The sequence below is a fragment of the Xylanibacter ruminicola genome (assembly GCF_900107775.1).
In the GTDB taxonomy this organism is placed as follows: Bacteria; Bacteroidota; Bacteroidia; order Bacteroidales; family Bacteroidaceae; genus Prevotella; species Prevotella ruminicola_C.
The window spans coordinates 41,851-57,125 of record NZ_FNRF01000007.1 but is presented as its reverse complement, the minus strand read 5'-3'; the positions used below and the strand labels follow the sequence as shown (position 1 = coordinate 57,125).

Sequence of the window (15,275 nt, the reverse complement as noted above, 5' to 3'; positions counted from 1 at the left end):
ATCGTTTTTATCGGATTCTGTCCATTGAGCGGACTAACTTTTCGTCGGCCAGGATAGCTCGGCGAGCCATCAGGTAAAGTATCAGGGCAATTGCAGGGAACACTGCAGGCCATGAGGGACGGAAACTAACAGCACCCCACGACTTATCACCCACCATCTGACCTACAACAAAGAATACCACATACCAACCAATGATAAACAACACATTGAACAAGCAGAACAAAGCCTGCATCTTACGGTTGTTATATATAAATATGGTATAGGTAGCGATGACCGCTGTAGGCAGCAGAACAGCCATCAAGGGCCAAGTATCAAAATGATGCTTGCCAAGCGGATCGGTAAACCAAAGGTTGAATACCTTTGCTACAGTACCCCCCCCCAACTTGAATGAGCCTATCTGCATACAAAGACAAATGACGGTCATAATAATGGCCGCCAAAAGATATAATGTCTGCTTACGCTGTATCATATTAATCTTCCTGATTCTGGTTCTCGCGAGAAGGATCACGCCAGTAAACCTTATCCTCAATAAACTCCTGAGTAGCCAGAAGACTTGGTTTTGGCAGCTTTTCGTAGTAACGAGAAATCTCAATCTGCTCACGATTCTCGAATACCTCCTCGAGTGAATCGTTATATGAAGCGAACTCAGCCAGCTTCTTAGAGAGATCGTCCTTAATCTGCAGACTGATCTGATTGGCGCGCTTGCCAATGATAGCTACACTCTCGTAGATGTTACCTGTGTCTTCACACAGATCCATAATGTTACGTGTTACGGTGTTAACCGGTGCTTTTGACTTCTTATAATCCATATCTTAATCTTTAATAACTTTTTTGCACTTATTGATAAACTTCTCGGCCATTGCGGCATTCTTCGACTCAGGGAACTCGTTCAGGAATCCATAGCACTCGTCCTCGGCATCGCGATAGCGATCCATACGCTTCTCCTCCGAACTGTTCTCGGCCAACTCGAACTTAGCCTTCATAATGAGCAGCATCAAATCCTCGCGAATACTGCAGTAAGGATAGTTCTTCAAGCAGTTCTGGGCCGTAATGATACAAGCATTGTAGTTACTCTCCTCGTTTGAGTTGATGTTACCGAAGTAGCCACCCAGATTGTAATACAACTCGGCTGAGAGATACTCCTTCTGAATCAGTTTCTCATGGAGCTCGTACAAACGAGACTGAGCCTGAGGACGAAGCGTTGACTCGGGATAGAGATCCATAAACTGCTGGTAGGCAGTAATGGCGCCATTAGTAGGCGACTGATCCAGTCGAGGCTCGGGGGCACTCTGATACAACGACTGACCTACATAGAAGTAAGCCAACTCGGCATAGGTTCCACGAGGATAGCTTGTAGTATATTTCTTGAAAGTTTCCGAAGCCGCATCGTAATCCATATTGCCATACTGAGCCATACCCAACATATATAGACACTCCTGAGCTTCGTCAGAACCTTTCTTGATAGTCACCAGTTCTTCCAACAGCGAAGTAGCCTGCTGGAATTTTCCACATGCGAATGCTTCTTTAGCATACTCATACTTATAATCAGTGTCGCCATACTTGTAGACACTGTTAAACTCTGAGGCGCAACTGCTAAGCAGTAATGCCGCACATGCCAATGTAATGATACCTTTATTCATATTCGGGGTGCAAAATTAGCACTTTTCGGTCAAATAACAAAGTTTTATGTAAGGTTTTTGGCGTTTTTTGATGTTTTTTTAATAACTTATTCGTATCTTTGCACACTCAATGAGCAAATTTATACTAACATCGGAATATAAACCCACTGGCGATCAGCCCGAGGCGATACGTCAGTTAACTGAGGGATTGGATCGCGGAGACCGTGCTCAGGTACTGCTTGGAGTAACGGGATCGGGTAAGACATTTACGATGGCAAACGTGATTGCGCAACACAATCGCCCTACCCTGATTCTGAGTCATAACAAGACATTGGCAGCACAGCTTTACGAAGAAATGAAAGGTTTCTTTCCACAGAACGCCGTAGAGTATTATGTAAGCTATTATGACTACTATCAACCTGAAGCATATCTACCCACCACCGATACTTACATCGAAAAGGATCTGGCCATCAACGACGAGATCGACCGCTTGCGTCTATCAGCCGTATCCAACCTACTTTCAGGTCGTAACGATGTAGTTGTGGTATCATCCGTATCATGCATTTATGGTATGGGAAGCCCTGTAGCGCTTCAGGAGAATGTAATCGAGCTAAAGAAAGGTCAGATTCTTGACCGCAATGCTTTGTTAAGAAAGTTGGTAGCCGCATTATATGTACGAAACGACTTGGATTTGCAGCGAGGTAACTTCCGCGTAAAGGGCGATACCGTAGATATTGCGATGGCCTATAGCGAGGTGGTACTCCGCATCACATTCTGGGACGACGAGATCGACGCCATCGAAGAGATGGATGCCGTTACCTTTGATCGACTGGCCAGTTTCGACGAATACCGCCTGTACCCAGCCAACCTTTTTATGACCTCGCAAGAGCAAACCAACATAGCCATCCACCAGATTCAGGACGACCTGATGAAACAAGTGCTCTATTTCGAGGAGATTGGCGATAACATCAAGGCTCAACGCATTAAGGAACGCGTAGAGTACGACATGGAAATGATTAAGGAACTGGGCCATTGCTCGGGTATCGAGAACTACAGTCGCTATTTTGATGGTCGCCAAGCTGGCGAACGTCCTTACTGTCTGCTGGATTTCTTCCCCGACGACTATCTGCTCATTATCGACGAGAGTCACGTAAGTGTACCGCAAATCAGCGCCATGTATGGCGGCGACCGCAGCCGCAAGCAGAACCTGGTAGAATATGGCTTCCGTTTGCCTGCCGCCTTCGATAACCGTCCGTTGAAGTTCGAGGAATTCCAGCAGGAAGTGAATCAGGTTATCTACGTGAGCGCAACCCCAGCCGATTACGAGTTGAATGAGGCCGAGGGCGTAGTGGTTGAACAGGTTATCCGACCTACAGGCCTGCTCGACCCAGAGATTGAGGTACGCCCCAGCGAGAATCAGATTGACGACTTGATGGACGAGATCCTGACTCGTAGTCATCGTGGTGAGCGTGTACTCATCACCACACTGACCAAGCGCATGGCCGAGGAACTCACAGAATATCTGCTGAACCACAGCGTAAAAACCGCCTACATCCATAGCGATGTAGCCACACTGGACCGTGTAAAGATTCTGAGCGATTTGCGCCAAGGCGTTTACGACGTACTGGTAGGTGTAAACCTACTTCGTGAAGGTCTCGACCTGCCTGAGGTATCACTCGTTGCTATCCTTGATGCCGATAAGGAAGGTTTTTTGCGCAGTCATCGTAGCTTAACGCAGACAGCCGGTCGAGCCGCCCGTAACGTAAACGGCAAGGTGATTATGTATGCCGATACCATCACAGCATCGATGCAGCTAACCATCGATGAAACCTTGCGCCGCCGCCTCAAACAGATGAAGTATAACGAGGAGCATCACATCACTCCAAAGCAGATTGTGAAAAACCTGAGTTTCAACGCTTTACAGAAGGAAAACCGTGCCGACACGAAGGAGTTGATACGCAACTTCTCGATGGCTGCCGAAAACGGCGATGCCGGTGTGAGAGTGGCTGCCGACCCAATAGAGGAGCGCATGACCAGACCGCAGATGGAAAAGCTGATAGAAGAGACAACACGCAAGATGAAAGAAGCAGCCAAACAGCTCGACTTCCTGCAAGCTGCACAATATCGTGATGAAATCGTTCGTTTACAAAAGGAATTGGAACTTAAATAAAAAGTGAAAAGATAATAAAATCCGTGTTAATCCGTGTAATCCGTGCCTGATTATAAAAAAATCTTAGTACTTTTGCACGGTTTTATAAATAAAATAGTGTAAATATGAAAAAGTTTTTGATAGCCATACTGATGGCAATGCCTGTAATAGCTTCGGCTCAGGACAATACTTGGGAGCGTATCGAACAGGAACCAGTTCCAACAGTAAACCCAGATGCAAAATATCTGGCAGATGGTGCAGTACCAGAGGTTGACGGCAAGGTTTGCTGGCAGACTACCATCAAGGCACCAGGCAAATCAGCTCTGCAGATTTACGACATTCTGCTTAAGCAGATGGAAAAGATGGTAAACGAGCCCAACCAGATTGCCAATAGTGCTATTGCTATCAAAGATGCCGACAAGCATGAGCTGGGTGCCGTATTCCATGAGTGGCTGGTATTCAAGAATACCACACTTTCGCTCGACCGCACACAGTTGAACTTCCAACTGATTGTGAAATGCAGCGATGAGCAGGCCGATGTAAAAATCGCCCACATTTCGTATAACTACGACATCGATCGCAAGCCCGTACGCTATACTGCCGAAGAATGGATTACCGACAAGTACGCTGTTAACAAGAAGCACACCAAGCTCTATCCGCTATCGGCAAAATTCCGTCGCAAAACAATTGACCGTAAGGACTTCATCTTCAATAAGTTCAATACGTTGTTAAACGATAAATAATAATATGAGCAAAGACCAGATACGCAATATTCTGAATTTAATCTTCATGATTGGCGCAATCGTGGGACTGATCTTTTTTCTATCTAAGAACGAAGAACGACATACCCTCGGTTTGTACATCATCTTATTCTCGATGTGCTTCAAGATAGCCGAATCGTCTATGCGAATGATCAAATAATCTATGTACAGAAGACTATCCACACTTATCGTAGCACTACTGGCGCTGGCACATGTCAGCGCTCAGACCGACCGTGATTTCAATCAGATTGATGAGAACGGAAACATAAGCCGCCGAAGCGAGAATTCCAATAAGAACAGCAAGGATAGCACACAGCACAAGGAAATCCCCAAGGGACTCTATACGTGGACTATCGACAGAAGGTTTGGTGATGTAATTCCTACAGAGCCCGACACCCTGTCCCACTTGTTTATGAACACCACTTTCAACAGTGGCATGTATGGCGACTATAACACCACGGGAAGCAACTATACCGCCCGACTGAGTCGTATCTTTATCGACCGTCCTTATGGCGATTACTTCATATTCACCGAGCCCTACAGTTTTGTGAATAAGAAGCCAGACGAATTGCTGTACATGAACACCTTGTCGCCCTATACCAGCGTACTTTACGACAATTGCGGCGATAAGACCAACGGCGAGGACCATATCGATGCCAAATTCGCAGTAAACGCCAACAAGCGACTCAACTTCGGATTCGATCTGGATTATGCTTATGCCCGCGGCTATTACAGCAATCAGAACGTTTCGCATTTTAACGGAACCTTGTTTGGTTCGTATTTAGGCGACCGCTATCAGATGCATTTCTTCTTTAATGCCGCTCACCAGAAAGCTTCGGAGAATGGTGGTATCACTACCGATGATTATGTAACCCATCCCGAATCATTCACCGACAATTATACAGAGAGTGAAATTCCTACCGTGCTCTCAAAGAACTGGAACCGTAACGACCACCAGCACCTGTTCCTGAGTCATCGTTACAACATTGGTTTCTATCGCATGGTTAAGATGACCGACGAAGAAATCAAGGCCCGCCAGTTTGCCAAGGAATCGATGAAGGAGCACGAGGCAGAAAAGGAGCAGCAGAATGCCGACAAGAAAGAGTTGCGCAAAGAAAAAGATACCAAGAAGCCAACCGGTCGCCCCGAAGGAGCCAAGGTGGTAGGCAAAGAGCCACAAAGAGACGCGCTCGATATAGCTGCCGACACCACCCGCATAAAAGTTGACGGTCAGGCTGCCATCGATAGTTTGAATCGCTTGCAGGCTATTCAAGATTCTATCGACGCCACGATGAAACGCGAATACGTACCTGTTACCAGTTTCATCCACACCCTCGATATCAGCAACTATAACCATATCTATCAGGCATATAGCACGCCAATTGATTATTATCAGAACACCTATTATAATCAGGGTCTGGTATATGGTAACGACTCGATTTACGATCAGGTTAAACACCAGCATATCAAAAACACGTTTGCATTGGCCCTGCTCGAAGGTTTCAATAAATATGTGAAGGCCGGATTGAAGGCGTTTGTTTCGTACGAGCACAACACCTACCAGATGCCTGAATTAGAGAACGGTTTGCTGTTTTGGAATAAATGGAAAGAGTATAACCTTACATTAGGTGCCCAGTTGAGTAAGACGCAAGGTAAGACGCTGCATTTCAACCTTACTGCCGAGCGATGGCTTTCTGGAGCAGATGCAGGCGACATGACTATCGACTTCAGTACCGATCTCAACTTCCCATTATTCGGTGATACCGTCCAGCTGGCAGCATCGGCTTTCTATCAGCAGTGCAACCCTGTATTCCTGCAGGCCACCTATCACTCTAAGCACATCTGGTGGGATAACAACTTCGACAGAGAAACCCGCAGCCGTATTGAAGGACTGTTCAGTTATCAGAAGACCAATACCAAACTGCGCATAGCTGCCGAGAATATCAAGAATTACACCTATTATGGCATGAGTTACGACCTGACCGATGATGGAGGACGTAAGAATATGACCGCCGGTGTTTATCAGGAAGGCGACAACATACAGATACTTACAGCACAGCTGCATCAGAACTTCCGCTTGGGCCCATTGAACTGGGAGAATGTCATCACCTATCAGAAATCCAGCAACAAGGAGGTTTTACCCTTACCCGACCTGAATATCTTCACAAATCTCTATCTGAAGTTTAAGATAGCCAAGGTTCTGGGTGTAGAACTGGGTGCTGACGCCACCTACTTTACCAAGTATTACGCTCCCGATTACAGTCCTGCCATCAACCAGTTTGCAGTTCAGAAGAACGAGGCCAGCCGTGTTGAATTGGGAGAATTCCCCTTTATTGATGTTTATGCGAACATGACACTGAAGGGTGTAAGATTCTTCCTGGTAATGACCAATGTGGTGAACAGTGGCGCAAACCACATGAAGTTCCTCACACCACACTATCCCACTAACGGATCAGTATTACACTTTGGTGTCTCGTGGCCTTTCTTCAACTAAAGCAGCAGAAGTCCAAGACTCACACAAACACCATAGATAAAGATATTACGCGCTGTTTCTCCTAAGCAGAGATTCAGCGCTTTTCCTTGATATATACGCTTAATCTTCAGGTATGTTATAAAATGAAGCACCAGATAGATGAACGGAAATACAAACGCAAGCAGATGACCATTCAAAAGGAAAGTACCACCAAGAATCATTGCGCCAATGCCAACACCAACATACAATTGCAAACCGGCTTTTGCACCTAAACGCACAATAATGGTATTCTTACCAGCCTCGCGATCGTTATCTCTGTCGCGGAAATTATTCACAATCAGAAGCGCATCGATAACCAGTCCGCAAGCTATCGAAGCAAGTACCAACTCCCAAGTAAACTCATGAAGTTGTATATAATAGGTACAGCAAACAGGTACCAAACCAAAAAACACAAGTACCAGCAAATCGCCTAAACCTTGATACGAGAACCACGTAGTATAAAGGAATGCAAAAAGTACGCATACCATACCAACCAGTACCATCTCAAAACCACCATAATACACCAGCGGTAAACCTATCACACATGCTACGCAGGTTGTCAAAGCAATCGCTTTCTTCATCGAATCCAGTTTTACCCATCCCTGTGCACAGGCTCTACGTGGACCTAATCGTGTTTCCGCATCATCGGTACCATTTACAAAATCAAAAAAATCATTGATAAAATTGGCATCTATCTGCATGGCAAATGCAAACAGCAAGCACAGCAATGCTGCAATCCAACTAAAGGTTCCCTCGCCATATTTAGCTGAATCTGTATAAGCTAAAGCCATACCAATCATCACCGGAACTGCAGCTCCTGATAATGTTTTTGGACGGGCGGCCAACAACCAAGCTTTAGCCGAATCCGTCACTATTTTTTGTTCTTCTGCCATAATTTTCTTAAAATTTCTTGCAAAAGTAACTACTTTTTTGTAAATTTGCAAAGAAAATCAAAACTTTTTATGACAAGCATTACACCGAGTCTGGATTTAGTGGAGTTTATCGAGACACAGATTCTCCCCAAATACGCTGAATTTGACCGTGCACATAACATGGAGCACGTCACAAGAGTTATTCGCAATTCTCTCGAGCTGGTTAGGGCTACGGGAGCAGACATTAATATGGTTTATACCATTGCCGCCTACCACGACCTGGGCATGTGCGGGCATCGCGCCGATCACCATATGCGCGGCGGTAAGATTCTGGCAGCCGATGCCCGCCTGAAGAAATGGTTCTCGATCGACCAGATCAAGATCATGAAAGAGGCAGTAGAGGACCATCGTGCCTCAGCCAGTCGCAGTCCCCGTTCTATATACGGCAAGATTGTGGCCGAAGCAGATAGAGACATTGATCCCGACCGTATTATCCGTCGCTGTATCCAGTTTGGCTTGGCTAACTATCCCGAAAAATCTGTTGAGGAACATTGGGCACGTTTCAAAGAACACATGGCCAGCAAGTACTCAAAAGACGGTTACATTAAACTATGGATTCCCAATTCGCCGAACGCAAAACGACTCAACGAATTGAGAACCATTATCGAGCAGCCACAACAACTTCGTGAGGCTTTCGACCGTATTTTCCCTGAAGAAGCAGCTATCTCAGATACAGAAAATAAATAGCTGCAAGAGCTACCACCATCGCAATCAGAATGGCCGACTTGATGAGACAAGAAGCTACTTTCTTAATCACCAAGAAGGCTACTACGATGGCTACAAGCACAAATATGTAATAACTCACGTTTCCCATTTTACTTAAATAGTTTTTTGAATGCAGTTGGAACAGGTGTCTCAAACTCCATAGGCTCACCAGTTACAGGGTGATGGAAGCACAGCAACCAGGCATGCAGACAAAGACGGTGGATAGGATCATCGCCATTACCATACTTAGGGTCACCACATACAGGATGTCCCATATCAGCCGAATGCACACGAATCTGATTCTTACGACCTGTTTCAAGCTTGAATTCTACCAACGAGTGATCGGTAGTACGGTCTAACACATGATAATGCGTAACGGCATATTTACCACCATTATCGGTAGGCGAAGAATAAGTAACATACGCCTTATTATCCTTCAGCCAGTTGGCAATAGTACCCTCGTCGTTCTCCATTTCTCCTGAACATACAGCTACATATCGGCGGTCATACACAATATCATGCCAGTTATGCTCCAGAATCTGTTCTGTTTCCATATCCTTGGCATATACCATCAGTCCACTGGTATCACGATCCAGTCGGTGCACCACATGAGCCGTACATTTCTGACGCGACTTCTTGAAATAATCATCCAACACTGTTTTTACATTCAGTGTTGAGTGACCAGCTGCCATCGAGAGAATACCCTCAGCCTTCTCAATCACAATCAGCCATTTATCCTCGTAAACGATTTTCACGTAACGACTCTTGAATGCCTGCTGATTGCGCTTGGTTTTGCTAACAGCCACCTTCATGCCTGGCTCCAACTGGAAATCAAACTGACTCACGGTTTTACCGTTTACTTTGATACCTCTACCCTGCAGAGTCGCCTTAATCTTTGAACGACTTTGCTGAACATTGGTCAACAACCATTCCAACAATGGCATCGACTCGTTGACCACCAGGTGCTCATAGTCACCCTCACGATTATAGCCTGCGTTATATCTCATATTGGGTGCAAAGATACAAAAAAAACCGCAGATTCGAAAATCTGCGGCCTCTTTTTTTATTAGTAGAATTTAAAGTAGCGTCGGGCATTGTTATAACTGATGTCCTCAACCATGCGACTGAGAATCTCCATATCACAGGGCAGAAGGCCCTTCTCTACGTCGTTTCCGAGCATATTACAGAGAATACGACGGAAGTACTCATGACGTGGATAGCTCAGGAACGAACGGCTATCGGTAAGCATACCAACAAAACGACTCAGCAGACCAAGAACCGAAAGGGCATTCATCTGACGAACCATACCGTCCATCTGGTCGTTGAACCACCAGCCTGAACCGAACTGAATCTTACCAGGCTCGCCACCCTGGAAGTTACCCAGCATAGTAGCAATCACCTCGTTGGCACAAGGATTCAGAGTATATAAGATAGTACGTGTAAGCTTATCCTTCATGTTCAGCTTGTTCAGGAAAGTCGACATAGCCTTAGCGGTATTGAACTCGCCAATAGAATCGAAACCTGTATCAGGACCAAGCTGGTTAAACATCTTGGTATTGTTATCGCGGATAGCGCCATAGTGGAACTGCTGTGTCCAGTCGGCATCAGCATCCATCTCAGCCATCACTGTCAGGAAGCAGTTCTTGAACTGACGAATCTCCAACTTAGACAGAGACTGACCACGCATAGCCTTCTCGAAGATGGTCTCGATCTCAGAATCGGTGTACTCCTCATCGTAGAACTCCTCGATACCATGGTCAGAGAGCTTACAACCATTCTCAGCAAAGAAGTCGTGACGCTTCTGCAGTGCATCGACCATATCGGCAAACTTCACGATATTCACATTGCTCACCTCAGCCAGCTGCTCAACATACTTTGAGAAATCAGCCTTCTCAATGTTCATGGCCTTATCTGGACGCCATGCAGGAATCATCATGGGATCATCCTTAGCCTTGGTCTTGGCATACTCAATGTGGTTATGCAGATCATCAACAGGATCATCGGTTGTACATACACATTCCACGTTGTAATGCTTCATCAGCCCACGAGCCGAGAACTCAGGCTGCTGAAGTTTCTCATTACACTCATCGAAAATCTCGCGTGCAGTCTTGGGCGAGAGCTGCTTAGTGATACCAAAAGCAGTCTTCAACTCCAGATGAGTCCAGTGATAAAGGGGGTTACGGAAAGTATAGGGAACGGTCTCAGCCCACTTCTCGAACTTCTCCCAATCGGTGGTATCCTTACCAGTACAATACTTCTCGTCGATACCATTGGTACGCATGGCACGCCACTTATAGTGGTCGCCACCCAACCACAACTCGGTTATGCTCTTAAACTTGTGGTCTTTGGCCACCATCTCAGGAATCAAATGACAATGATAGTCGATAATGGGCATCTTAGCCGCATGATTGTGATACAAGTCCTGAGCCACCTGGGTCTCCAGAACGAAGTTATCATCATTGAATTGCTTCATAAAACTGTATGTTTATAGGTCCTTCTTAAAAATTTTCTGCAAAGATAATTAAAATCTCGGAGAAAAGCACTATCTTTGCAGAAAAATAAAACGTAAACGATGACGTACCGCAGTAAAGTCCTTCTCATATACACCGGAGGCACCATTGGCATGAACCGGAACCCTCGCACAGGGGCTCTGGAGCCGTTTGATTTTGAACACCTATTATATAATGTACCCGAACTGAAGCAGTTTGATATCACAATCGAAACATACCAGTTCGATCCACCTATTGATTCGAGTGACATGTCGCCTGCCATGTGGACAGACTTGTCGCATTGTATCGCCGACCACTACGATCAGTACGATGGATTTGTAGTACTACATGGAACCGATACGATGGCCTTTACCGCCTCAGCCCTGTCGTATATGCTTGAGAACCTTACTAAGCCCGTGATTTTCACAGGTTCACAGTTACCTATCGGGCAGCTGAGAACAGATGGTAAGGAAAATCTCATCACAGCCATAGAGATTGCTGCAGCCAAAGATAGAGAAGGACATGCTTTGGTACCCGAGGTGGGCATTTATTTCGGTGGTCATCTGCTTCGTGGTAATCGTACTACCAAGCAGAGCGCCGAGGAGTTTAATGCCTTCGAATCGTTCAACTACCCCCATTTGGTTGAAGCAGGTGTGAACATCACCTACCACCACGACCGCATACTGAAGCCAGATTGGAACAAGCCGATGGCGCCCCACTTTCGCATGGACAATAATGTGATTATCTTCTCGCTCTTCCCTGGCATCCGCGAGGATCTGATCCGCCACATCATTCACACACCCAACCTGAAGGCCATTGTGATGCGTACCTTTGGCAGTGGCAACGCGCCCCAACGCCCATGGTTGCTGAATGCTTTACGTGAGGGAACCCGCAATGGCAAGGTAATCGTGAACATCAGTCAATGTATGCAGGGTGCCGTTGAAATGGGCCGCTATGACAACGGATACCATCTACAGGAGGCAGGTGTTATCAGCGGTCGCGATTCCACCGTTGAAGCAGCAGTTACCAAACTGATGTTCTTGCAGGCCCACTACCCCAACGATCCAGAAACAGTTCGCAAATATATGCAGCAAAGTATAAGAGGAGAGATATCGTTTTAGTGATATCTCTCCTCTTATTTTTTCCAGAACCACGAGGTCATATCCTCCATCTCGCCGTCTTCCTTGATACGATACAATCGCTGATTAGTTGTTGGACTCTTAAGCGGGCCCAAATGTTTGATAAACGGTCCAATCTTGATATAGTCGAAATCGCACTTGTTGATAGCCGATGATATCACCGTTTTACCACTATACCAAGCCACTTTGAACTCCGGGTGTACCTCTCGGATATATAATGCCAACTGATTAACGGCCTTCGGTTCGGCATCGCCTCCCATAAATGAGATACAAGTAATATCGGTACCAAACTTCTCTACGAATGCATCAATGGCTTCTGTATCAAGGGGCAATCCGATATCTTCCCAAAGGTAATAGCTATGACACCCAGGACAGCGACACGGGCAATTACTAATGTTAATTGCCAGTGTCACTTCGTCGGGTATCTCTTGGAAAACTATGCCGGTATTTACGTATTTTAGCATAATTGTTTCTGTCCTGCATAGTAGCGACGTGAAGCCTCTTCCTGACGAGCCTGTGAGAAGTTGCTAACACGCTTCAAGTAGCCGATAATACGGGTCATGTAGTCAACATTCTTAGAATGACAATGCGGGCACTCCTTCAGATAGCGTTTGTCGATATGACCACAATCATTACATACAGTATTAGGAATATTGAATGTAAAGTAGTTACATCCTTCCTTAGCAGCCACCTTCAGCAGGTGCAGATACTGCTCTTTCGACAGATGCTCGTCGAGATTCATATGCAGAGCCGAACCACCAGTAAGATGCTCAATATAAGGTGCACCATGCAGCTTGAACTTATCGATGATGGTCAGTGAGTCATCCTCTACTACATAGAAGTAGCTGTTATAGCAATCGCGTGGCACAAAGTAACCATCCTCGCGATCCCACTTAGCATGCTTTACACCAACGTTCTCTGCAGGAATCATCTCACAGTTGAACATAACCTCCTTAGAGCGGTACTGCTTGTTGTACTTCTCAATCAGTCCAAGAATACCCTGAACAAAATGTAGATACTCGTCGTTCGGAGTAATCTTCAGACCCATGAATTCAGCAGCCTCAACCAAACCATTAATACCGATTGTGAGGTACTGACGGGCAATATTGATATAACCAGCATCGAACAGTGGTAACATACCCTGCTGCTGCAGATCCTTCAAATTCTCATTGTAAGCCAACTGTACTTTATGGCACAGATCGATCACACCACTCAGATACTCCAGATAATCCAACTTGTGGTTGACGGCATACTGGATACAACGGTTCAGGTTGATAGTGAGCACACTCTTAGAACCGGTACTTACACCACCTGCACCAAGCGTATAACTGAAACCATTATCGGTAATCTCGTTACGCAAACGGCAGCAACTCGACAATGAGTCGGCATTATCGCTCATATAGGTAAAGAACGAGTGTCCCTCAGCATACATTTCGGCAGTAAACTCGCCCCACTCCTTATCCTTGCAATTACCATTCTCATCAACCAACAGAGCCATGGTCTCAACAGGGAAAGTCAACAAAGTCTTAGTACGCTCATGGTTAAACCACTTCATGAAGCGCTTCTGCAACCATGAAAGTCCTTCCCAATCTGGCTTAGAGCCATCGGGGAAGTAGAACTCACCAAAGATGCTCTCGAAGTAGTAACGATCGTAATAAGCGATATTCCAGAATACAGCCTGATAGTTACGAGCACCAGTTGGCTGGTTCAAGGTATAAACAATCTGCTCAAAATAATCAGTTATAATCTTATCAATGGTACGCTTCTTCAAACTCAGGTCAGCCTGGTCTTGTGAGCGCTTATAGTAATCCAGTCCGTATTCCTTACCAAGGAAATAGTTCATATACATCAGGAACTCAGGTGTAGCACAGGCACCACTCAGCATTGAACTTACCATAAACACCATATTCACAAAGCCACCAGCAAACGACTTCATGTTGGTAGGAGCCGTTGAGTTACCACCAATAGCCACAGTACCACCAATCAACCAAGGATACATGGTGATAGAAGCACAATAATTGGCCAACGAAGTCTCGTCGTTCTTATATATAAAGTGGTGTGTCAGCTTGTCGATATACTCATCGGCCAGCTGCTTACCATACATTTTCTTAATACGATCAGTGAGGAGTCGACGGTTCAGACGGATAAAGTTCGACTTTGGCAGCTCACCAATCAGTGTAGCAATATTCTTATGCTCTACATTGGCATTTGCATCATACTTTGATCCTGTAGCAGCATTCACCGATTCGCAGTATTCTGAAAGAAACACCATTTTTTCCAGTGTCTCACGATCCTCAGAATGCAACTGACGATAAAGAATAAACGATTTGGCAACCTTATAATAGCCTTCACGCATAAGTGCTTCTTCCACCTGGTTCTGAATATCCTCCACAGTAATGTTGTCATGCATGTCAAGGTGATTCAAAATTTTAGATACGATGGCTAGGTCAGCAGGTTCCTGAACGCTCTCGAAAGCCTTTACGATAGCATTCATAATTTTGTCGAGTGAGAACAAATCCTTCGATCCGTCTCGCTTGGTGATGGTAAAGTTTTTAATTTCCATGTTATTGTCTCTATTTTTATTTAAGTTTTGTTATTTAATTCTCTCCCAAAGTTTTCTTTTTTGGAAACTTTTTTGTTTTTGAATTCGGAAAAGTTTTCCAAAAAGTAAAACCGAATACGGTTGCAAAGATACAAAATATGCCAGAAAAAGCATTCTCGACAAGCCAAAAATTTCTCTAAAATAAAGTTAATATTGAAATAATACGCTACAATAACAATGTATAACATACTGATTCATAGATACTTCTGTAATTTCACGACAGCATCGTCTTTTAAATTAAAGCTTTCACAACAGAAAATCTCCAATTTGCAGTCAGTATTCTTTTTGGAACACCACCACATACACCAAGATTTTCTTTTTGGAAAACTTTTCGTTTTTAAAAATCAGAAAAGTTTCCCGTTTTAAC

Annotated in this window: 14 protein-coding genes; 5 read left to right on the top strand and 9 right to left on the bottom strand. The window is 45.1% G+C overall.

What is annotated here, in order from left to right:
• Nucleotides 1-7: 7 nt before the first annotated feature.
• Genes BLU97_RS14950 through BLU97_RS14940 form a run of 3 tightly spaced genes read right to left on the bottom strand, consistent with a single transcriptional unit; the run spans nucleotide 8 to nucleotide 1,640 of the window.
• Nucleotides 8-469 carry a DUF4293 domain-containing protein gene (locus BLU97_RS14950; RefSeq protein ID WP_074762259.1) on the bottom strand — a complete coding sequence of 154 codons (462 nt, stop codon included), beginning with the start codon at nucleotides 467-469 and terminating at the stop codon, nucleotides 8-10.
• A gap of 1 nt (nucleotide 470) precedes the next feature.
• Nucleotides 471-809 (bottom strand): DNA-directed RNA polymerase subunit omega, encoded by a 339-nt coding sequence (locus BLU97_RS14945; RefSeq protein WP_013063820.1) that lies wholly within the window; start codon nucleotides 807-809, stop codon nucleotides 471-473.
• Between the two features lie 3 nt (nucleotides 810-812).
• Entirely contained in the window at nucleotides 813-1,640 is an 828-nt protein-coding gene (locus BLU97_RS14940) for an outer membrane protein assembly factor BamD (protein WP_074762258.1), read from the bottom strand.
• Between the two features lie 109 nt (nucleotides 1,641-1,749).
• On the opposite strand from BLU97_RS14940, the gene uvrB reads away from it, so the two are divergent.
• The 3 genes from uvrB to BLU97_RS14925 all read left to right on the top strand — a co-directional run bounded on the left by uvrB (nucleotide 1,750) and on the right by BLU97_RS14925 (nucleotide 7,023).
• Entirely contained in the window at nucleotides 1,750-3,789 is a 2,040-nt protein-coding gene (gene uvrB / locus BLU97_RS14935) for an excinuclease ABC subunit UvrB (protein WP_074762257.1), read from the top strand.
• A 104-nt stretch (nucleotides 3,790-3,893) separates the two neighbouring features.
• Nucleotides 3,894-4,511 carry a DUF4468 domain-containing protein gene (locus BLU97_RS14930; protein ID WP_074762256.1) on the top strand — a complete coding sequence of 206 codons (618 nt, stop codon included), beginning with the start codon at nucleotides 3,894-3,896 and terminating at the stop codon, nucleotides 4,509-4,511.
• 181 nt (nucleotides 4,512-4,692) lie between these two features.
• Complete coding sequence (locus BLU97_RS14925) at nucleotides 4,693-7,023, top strand: putative porin (protein ID WP_074762255.1); 2,331 nt, start codon at nucleotides 4,693-4,695, stop codon at nucleotides 7,021-7,023.
• Here the strand turns inward: BLU97_RS14925 and menA are convergent.
• Nucleotides 7,020-7,934 carry a 1,4-dihydroxy-2-naphthoate octaprenyltransferase gene (menA, locus tag BLU97_RS14920; RefSeq protein ID WP_074762254.1) on the bottom strand — a complete coding sequence of 305 codons (915 nt, stop codon included), beginning with the start codon at nucleotides 7,932-7,934 and terminating at the stop codon, nucleotides 7,020-7,022. The two genes, BLU97_RS14925 and menA, sit on opposite strands and share 4 nt — an antisense overlap.
• Before the next feature lie 69 nt (nucleotides 7,935-8,003).
• On the opposite strand from menA, the gene BLU97_RS14915 reads away from it, so the two are divergent.
• Nucleotides 8,004-8,660, top strand: coding sequence for an HD domain-containing protein (locus BLU97_RS14915; protein ID WP_074762253.1), 657 nt, complete (start codon nucleotides 8,004-8,006; stop codon nucleotides 8,658-8,660).
• Here the strand turns inward: BLU97_RS14915 and BLU97_RS16135 are convergent.
• From BLU97_RS16135 to uxaC, 3 genes are read right to left on the bottom strand one after another with little or no spacing between them, the layout of a single operon-like run.
• The gene (locus BLU97_RS16135) at nucleotides 8,635-8,787 is read right to left on the bottom strand and encodes a hypothetical protein (protein WP_170857807.1); all 153 of its coding nucleotides are present in this window, start codon (nucleotides 8,785-8,787) and stop codon (nucleotides 8,635-8,637) included. The two genes, BLU97_RS14915 and BLU97_RS16135, sit on opposite strands and share 26 nt — an antisense overlap.
• A 1-nt stretch (nucleotide 8,788) precedes the next feature.
• On the bottom strand, nucleotides 8,789-9,685 hold the full coding sequence (locus tag BLU97_RS14910; protein WP_074762252.1) for an RluA family pseudouridine synthase: 897 nt from the start codon (nucleotides 9,683-9,685) through the stop codon (nucleotides 8,789-8,791).
• A 59-nt stretch (nucleotides 9,686-9,744) separates the two neighbouring features.
• On the bottom strand, nucleotides 9,745-11,151 hold the full coding sequence (gene uxaC, locus BLU97_RS14905; protein WP_073043337.1) for a glucuronate isomerase: 1,407 nt from the start codon (nucleotides 11,149-11,151) through the stop codon (nucleotides 9,745-9,747).
• A gap of 99 nt (nucleotides 11,152-11,250) precedes the next feature.
• Here uxaC and BLU97_RS14900 point away from each other — a divergent pair, with 99 nt between their 5' ends.
• Complete coding sequence (locus BLU97_RS14900; protein WP_074762251.1) at nucleotides 11,251-12,288, top strand: asparaginase; 1,038 nt, start codon at nucleotides 11,251-11,253, stop codon at nucleotides 12,286-12,288.
• A 14-nt stretch (nucleotides 12,289-12,302) separates the two neighbouring features.
• Here the strand turns inward: BLU97_RS14900 and nrdG are convergent, their stop codons facing one another.
• Together nrdG and nrdD are read right to left on the bottom strand one after the other, a co-directional pair.
• A complete protein-coding gene (gene nrdG / locus BLU97_RS14895) occupies nucleotides 12,303-12,770 on the bottom strand; it encodes an anaerobic ribonucleoside-triphosphate reductase activating protein (RefSeq protein ID WP_074762250.1) in 468 nt (155 codons plus the stop codon).
• Nucleotides 12,764-14,869: an anaerobic ribonucleoside-triphosphate reductase gene (gene nrdD, locus BLU97_RS14890; RefSeq protein ID WP_013063280.1), complete on the bottom strand. Its 2,106-nt coding sequence runs from the start codon at nucleotides 14,867-14,869 to the stop codon at nucleotides 12,764-12,766. The genes nrdG and nrdD overlap by 7 nt, the downstream gene beginning before the upstream one ends.
• Nucleotides 14,870-15,275: the final 406 nt, after the last annotated feature.

What these genes read in the sequence shown, in the direction of transcription:
- uxaC (WP_073043337.1), bottom strand. Translation starts at nt 11,151, where the DNA reads ATGAAGCAATTCAATGATGATAACTTCGTTCTGGAGACCCAGGTGGCT.
- nrdG (WP_074762250.1), bottom strand. Translation starts at nt 12,770, where the DNA reads ATGCTAAAATACGTAAATACCGGCATAGTTTTCCAAGAGATACCCGAC.
- BLU97_RS14945 (WP_013063820.1), bottom strand. Translation starts at nt 809, where the DNA reads ATGGATTATAAGAAGTCAAAAGCACCGGTTAACACCGTAACACGTAAC.
- BLU97_RS14900 (WP_074762251.1), top strand. Translation starts at nt 11,251, where the DNA reads ATGACGTACCGCAGTAAAGTCCTTCTCATATACACCGGAGGCACCATT.
- BLU97_RS14930 (WP_074762256.1), top strand. Translation starts at nt 3,894, where the DNA reads ATGAAAAAGTTTTTGATAGCCATACTGATGGCAATGCCTGTAATAGCT.
- BLU97_RS14950 (WP_074762259.1), bottom strand. Translation starts at nt 469, where the DNA reads ATGATACAGCGTAAGCAGACATTATATCTTTTGGCGGCCATTATTATG.
- BLU97_RS14940 (WP_074762258.1), bottom strand. Translation starts at nt 1,640, where the DNA reads ATGAATAAAGGTATCATTACATTGGCATGTGCGGCATTACTGCTTAGC.
- BLU97_RS14925 (WP_074762255.1), top strand. Translation starts at nt 4,693, where the DNA reads ATGTACAGAAGACTATCCACACTTATCGTAGCACTACTGGCGCTGGCA.
- nrdD (WP_013063280.1), bottom strand. Translation starts at nt 14,869, where the DNA reads ATGGAAATTAAAAACTTTACCATCACCAAGCGAGACGGATCGAAGGAT.
- BLU97_RS14910 (WP_074762252.1), bottom strand. Translation starts at nt 9,685, where the DNA reads ATGAGATATAACGCAGGCTATAATCGTGAGGGTGACTATGAGCACCTG.
- BLU97_RS16135 (WP_170857807.1), bottom strand. Translation starts at nt 8,787, where the DNA reads ATGGGAAACGTGAGTTATTACATATTTGTGCTTGTAGCCATCGTAGTA.
- uvrB (WP_074762257.1), top strand. Translation starts at nt 1,750, where the DNA reads ATGAGCAAATTTATACTAACATCGGAATATAAACCCACTGGCGATCAG.
- BLU97_RS14915 (WP_074762253.1), top strand. Translation starts at nt 8,004, where the DNA reads ATGACAAGCATTACACCGAGTCTGGATTTAGTGGAGTTTATCGAGACA.
- menA (WP_074762254.1), bottom strand. Translation starts at nt 7,934, where the DNA reads ATGGCAGAAGAACAAAAAATAGTGACGGATTCGGCTAAAGCTTGGTTG.